The organism is Acinetobacter sp. UBA3132 (genome assembly GCF_002364825.1).
In the GTDB taxonomy this organism is placed as follows: domain Bacteria; phylum Pseudomonadota; class Gammaproteobacteria; order Pseudomonadales; family Moraxellaceae; genus Acinetobacter; species Acinetobacter schindleri.
In genome coordinates this window covers 1-5,085 of sequence record NZ_DEZM01000211.1, presented here as the reverse complement: position 1 = coordinate 5,085, position 5,085 = coordinate 1, and the positions used below count along the sequence as shown (strand labels likewise).

General features: G+C 45.8%; 6 protein-coding genes and 1 pseudogene. All 7 read left to right on the top strand.

Features of this window, described 5'->3' with window-relative positions; translation table 11 throughout:
* Positions 1-145: pseudogene (locus B4033_RS11695) on the top strand (urease accessory protein UreE); the annotation flags it as partial.
* Entirely contained in the window at positions 132-797 is a 666-nt protein-coding gene (locus B4033_RS11690) for an urease accessory protein UreF (protein ID WP_004894984.1), read from the top strand. The pseudogene B4033_RS11695 and the gene B4033_RS11690, both read left to right, overlap by 14 nt.
* Positions 798-814: 17 nt before the next feature.
* Positions 815-1,429 (top strand): urease accessory protein UreG, encoded by a 615-nt coding sequence (gene ureG, locus B4033_RS11685; RefSeq protein ID WP_004809476.1) that lies wholly within the window; start codon positions 815-817, stop codon positions 1,427-1,429.
* Positions 1,430-1,459: 30 nt separating this feature from the next.
* The gene (locus B4033_RS11680) at positions 1,460-2,341 is read left to right on the top strand and encodes an urease accessory protein UreD (RefSeq protein WP_004894980.1); all 882 of its coding nucleotides are present in this window, start codon (positions 1,460-1,462) and stop codon (positions 2,339-2,341) included.
* Between the two features lie 353 nt (positions 2,342-2,694).
* Positions 2,695-2,997, top strand: a complete 303-nt coding sequence (gene ureA, locus B4033_RS11675) for an urease subunit gamma (RefSeq protein WP_048881078.1) — start codon at positions 2,695-2,697, stop codon at positions 2,995-2,997.
* Positions 2,998-3,006: 9 nt separating this feature from the next.
* Positions 3,007-3,315, top strand: coding sequence for an urease subunit beta (locus B4033_RS11670; RefSeq protein ID WP_004894975.1), 309 nt, complete (start codon positions 3,007-3,009; stop codon positions 3,313-3,315).
* Positions 3,316-3,330: 15 nt separating this feature from the next.
* Positions 3,331-5,031, top strand: a complete 1,701-nt coding sequence (gene ureC, locus B4033_RS11665) for an urease subunit alpha (RefSeq protein WP_286834177.1) — start codon at positions 3,331-3,333, stop codon at positions 5,029-5,031.
* Positions 5,032-5,085: the final 54 nt, after the last annotated feature.

Sequence of the window (5,085 nt, the reverse complement as noted above, 5' to 3'; positions counted from 1 at the left end):
TGTACTGGCTGAAATGGTTAAAGGTTTGGGTTTACGTGTAGATACCGTACAACATCCGTTTGAACCAGAGAGCGGCGCTTATGCACAGCACCAGCATGATCACCGTTTAAGCCCAATCAAGTCATTGCATCATGTCGCACATTAAGGCTTCGCAACTACTCAGCCTGCTAACCCTGTCTTCGACGGCACTACCGGTCGGTGCTTACTGCTATTCACAAGGGGTTGAAAGCGCGATTGATACCGGCTTGATTCATGACGAAGTTTCCAGCATTGCCTACTTTAATGAAGTGTTGGAAATGCTATTGCTACGTTTCGAACTGCCAATTTTAAAACGCTTAATGCAAAGCTATGACGATGAAATCATATTTCAACATTGGGCTGAAATTTACAGGGCAAGCCGTGAAAGTAAGGAATTACTGGCAGAATCCCAGCAGCTGGCATTTTCACTAAATGCCTGGATTCGCGATGTACTCAAGCGACCAGTAAAAGTCAAAAAACAGTATGGCTACGTTCCAGTCTATGCCCAGTTATGTGGCGAATTGCATTTAGAAGTCGATGATGTCCTGACTGCTTATGCATTTGCTGTTCTGGAAAATCAGGTATTAGCCGCTGTGAAAACAGTGCCTTTGGGGCAAATGAGTGGCCAGCGGATTCTCTGGCATCTGCATGGAGAAATTCCGGCACTTATCGAGCGTGCCATTAACCTGAGTGATGATGAGATGAGTAGCGCTTTGCCGAATTACGCCATGCTGAGTATGCGCCATGAAAATCAATATTCCCGTTTATTTAGATCTTAAAAATTAAAGGAAAAATTATGTCAGAACGTAGTCCATTACGCGTTGGAATCGGTGGCCCAGTGGGTTCAGGTAAAACTGCTTTAACCCTGAATTTGTGTCAGGCCTTGCGAAATAAATACAACATGGCCGTGGTCACCAATGACATTTATACCAAGGAAGATTCGAACTTCCTGACCCGTAATGAAGCGATGTCGCCTGACCGTATTGTCGGTGTTGAAACTGGTGGCTGTCCCCATACTGCGATTCGTGAAGATGCCTCGATTAACCTCGCTGCAATTGATGACCTGTGTGAAAAGTTTGACGGACTGGAGCTGATCATTATTGAAAGTGGTGGCGACAACTTGGCCGCGACATTTAGCCCAGAACTTTCAGACTTAACGCTTTATGTGATTGATGTTGCGGGTGGTGAAAAGATTCCACGTAAAGGTGGCCCGGGTATTACCAAATCGGACTTACTGATCATTAATAAAACCGACCTAGCACCGATGGTGGGTGCAAATCTGGATGTTATGGATCAAGACGCAAAACGTATGCGTGGCGAGAAACCATTTTTATTTTCCAATATGAAAACCAAAGATGGTCTTGAGCAAATTATTGAATTTATCGAAAAACAAGGTCTGTTTAAGGCATAGGTTAGTTAGTCAGGATAAGTGCACAACGAAATGAATAGCGTGGTAGAAGCAGAACGCGGCTCAGCAGCAAAACTCTGGTTTGCACGTTTGCAACTGGGTTTCGAGGCAGATTGCAGTAATGGACGAACCATTCTGCAGCATCGCAAGCATGAGGGGCCGGTTCGTGTGCAAAAAATGCTGTGGCCTGAAAAAACCGGAGTCTGTCATGCAATTATTGTACATCCACCTGCCGGAATTGCCGGAGGAGATCACCTGAGTTTCGATATGCGCGTCGGAGCAAATGCGCACGGACTGGTGACCACACCAGGTGCAGGTAAATGGTACAAGACCAATCTGAAACAGGCCTATCAGCATATTGATATTCGTGTGGAAGAAAAGGGGATTTTTGAATGGCTGCCGCAGGAAACCATGTTATTTGATGGTGCCAATGCACATGCGTCCACCACCATTCATTTAGATCAAACTGCCAGTTTTATTGGCTGGGACATGCTGGTGATTGGCCGTCAGGCAAGATACGAGCAGTTTGAGCAGGGTGGTTATCGCAGCCGTTTTCTACTGTATCGCGGTGCAAAGCTATTGGTTGCAGATCAGTTGAAATTCTCCGGACAGGATCGCTGGTTAAACTCCTGTCTGGGTATGAATGGACATGCTGTGATGGGCAGTCTATGGGCTGTACCGCCTGAAAAATATCGTGCAAGTTTTTATCTGGATGAGCACATCGACCTGATTCGTGAACTCATCATGCGTATGGATGTACCGGTGACATTAACACTACTGGATGATGTGCTGACGGCGCGTTATCTCGGGGATGACGTGCGCCAGTGTCATGATGCATTTGCTGCGATGCGTGCACGACTGCGTCGTTACTGGTTTGGACTAGATGAAGAGTTTCCGAGGATTTGGCGAACGTAATCCCTCTCGACCTTCCTTTGATAAAGGGAGGAGAAAATCTCTTTTTCTCAAAGAGGGATTTAGGGAGATTAAAGAATCGTTCGACTCGTAAAAGAGAGGATCAACTATTTTTACCTTTCCTTTGTGTAGCAGTGTTACTCATCTCCTAAAAGGAGAAGGAAATTTATTTTCATTGTCCCTCCCTTTGGGAGGGAGCTAGAGGGAGGGTTTATGACAATGAAGGTTCATCTCACCCTAACCCTCACTTGCACGTCGCTTTTAAAGCAATGCTTAAGAGCTCGTTCAGGAGAGGGAATACTGAATGAATTTGCACACATTTTGCATTAAAAATATTGAAGAAATAGGAAATAGACATGGAACTAAATCCGACTGAAAAAGACAAAATGCTGATTTTTACTGCAGGACTAGTGGCAGAGCGCCGTAAGGCACGCGGGCTAAAATTGAATTACCCGGAAGCCATTGCCTTTATTTCTGCTGCTTTACTGGAAGGTGCACGTGATGGCATGAGTGTGAGCGAGTTGATGCACTACGGCACGACTTTACTGACTCGTGATGATGTCATGGACGGCATTGCTGAAATGATTGCCGAAGTTCAGGTTGAAGCGACCTTTCCCGATGGCTCTAAGCTCGTCACTGTGCATCAACCAATTGTCTAGGAGCATCATATGATTCCGGGTGAAATTTTTACGCCAGATACTGATATTGAAATGAATGTGGGCAGACAAACCTTAAGGATGACCGTGGCCAATGCGGGTGATCGTCCGATTCAGGTGGGTTCACATTTTCACTTTGCCGAGGCCAATGATGCTTTGCAATTTGACCGCGAAAAAGCCCATGGCTATCGCTTAAATATTGCAGCAGGAACAGCCGTTCGATTTGAGCCTGGACAAAGCCGTGATATTGAATTGGTGGCTTTAGCCGGTAAGCGCGAAGTGTATGGCTTTGCAGGTCGGGTCATGGGCAAGTTGGACTAAAGGAATACTTATAAAATGAAAATGTCACGCCGCGCTTATGCGGAAATGTTTGGTCCAACAGTTGGCGATCGTGTCCGTTTAGCCGACACCGAACTGTTTATTGAAGTGGAACAAGACCTCACCACCTATGGGGAAGAGGTCAAATTTGGTGGCGGTAAAGTCATTCGTGATGGCATGGGGCAATCTCAGCTTTTAGCCGATGACGTTGCTGATACTGTGATTACCAATGCGCTGATTGTCGATTGGTGGGGTATTGTCAAAGCAGATGTTGGTTTGAAAAATGGCCGTATCTGGAAAATTGGTAAAGCAGGCAACCCTGATATTCAGCCTGATATTACTATTCCATTGGGTGCTGCAACCGAAGTCATTGCAGGTGAGGGGCAGATTTTAACGGCAGGTGGTGTCGATACCCATATTCACTGGATTTGCCCGCAACAAGTGGAAACCGCTTTGATGTCAGGTGTGACCACCATGATTGGCGGTGGTACAGGACCTGCGGCAGGCACATCGGCAACTACTGTGACACCTGGACCTTGGCATATCTCGACTATGCTACAAGCCATTGATGATTTACCGATGAATATTGGTTTACTCGGTAAAGGAAATTTAAGTCAACCTGAACCGATAGCCGAGCAAATTAAAGCGGGTGTGGTCGGTTTAAAGCTGCATGAAGATTGGGGCTCAACCCCTGCTGCCATTGATAATTGTTTGACTGTGGCAGATCAGTATGATGTACAGGTGGCGATTCATACCGACACACTCAACGAAAGCGGCTTTCTAGAAGAAACTTTGGCAGCATTTAAAAGCCGGACCATTCATACCTACCATACTGAAGGTGCGGGCGGTGGACATGCGCCTGATATTTTAAAAGCCATTGGTCAGCCGAATGTCTTACCATCTTCGACCAATCCAACTCGTCCGTATACCATCAACACCATTGATGAGCATTTGGATATGTTGATGGTTTGCCATCATTTAGACCCTGCAATTTCTGAAGATGTGGCATTTGCGGAAAGTCGTATTCGCCGTGAAACTATTGCAGCGGAAGATATTTTGCAGGATTTGGGTGCGATTGCCATGATGTCATCAGATTCACAAGCGATGGGGCGTGTCGGTGAAGTCGTGATTCGCACGTGGCAAACGGCACATAAAATGAAAGTGCAGCGTGGACCTTTGGAGGGTGACAATGCCACGCATGATAATAATCGTGTCAAGCGTTATATCGCCAAATATACGATTAACCCTGCCATTACGCATGGTTTGAGTCATGAAATTGGTTCGGTGGAAGTAGGTAAACTTGCCGATTTAATCTTATGGAAGCCTGCATTTTTTGGCGTTAAACCGTCGATGATTATTAAAGGTGGGATGATTGCAGCTGCGCCAATGGGCGATATTAATGCATCAATTCCGACTCCGCAGCCTGTACATTATCGTCCAATGTTCGGTGCCAATGCCCGTGGTGTGCATAACACCTGTATTACCTTCTTGTCGCAAGTGGCGATAGAGGCAGGTGTGCATGAAAAGCTCGGTCTGAAAAAGTTGATTAGTCCATGTAAAGGCACACGGGATATTCAGAAAAAAGATATGAAGTTGAATACTTACTGTCCTGTGATGGAAGTTGACCCTGAAATTTATGAAGTTCGGGCGGATGGGAAATTACTGACTTGTGAGCCTGCGGAAGTTTTGCCAATGGCGCAGAGGTATTTTTTGTTTTGACAAACAAAGCCCTTGTAAAAGGGCTTTTTCTAACCTCGTACTAAGAATTTCGTA

What these genes read in the sequence shown, in the direction of transcription:
- B4033_RS11690 (WP_004894984.1), top strand. Translation starts at nt 132, where the DNA reads ATGTCGCACATTAAGGCTTCGCAACTACTCAGCCTGCTAACCCTGTCT.
- ureG (WP_004809476.1), top strand. Translation starts at nt 815, where the DNA reads ATGTCAGAACGTAGTCCATTACGCGTTGGAATCGGTGGCCCAGTGGGT.
- B4033_RS11680 (WP_004894980.1), top strand. Translation starts at nt 1,460, where the DNA reads ATGAATAGCGTGGTAGAAGCAGAACGCGGCTCAGCAGCAAAACTCTGG.
- ureA (WP_048881078.1), top strand. Translation starts at nt 2,695, where the DNA reads ATGGAACTAAATCCGACTGAAAAAGACAAAATGCTGATTTTTACTGCA.
- B4033_RS11670 (WP_004894975.1), top strand. Translation starts at nt 3,007, where the DNA reads ATGATTCCGGGTGAAATTTTTACGCCAGATACTGATATTGAAATGAAT.
- ureC (WP_286834177.1), top strand. Translation starts at nt 3,331, where the DNA reads ATGAAAATGTCACGCCGCGCTTATGCGGAAATGTTTGGTCCAACAGTT.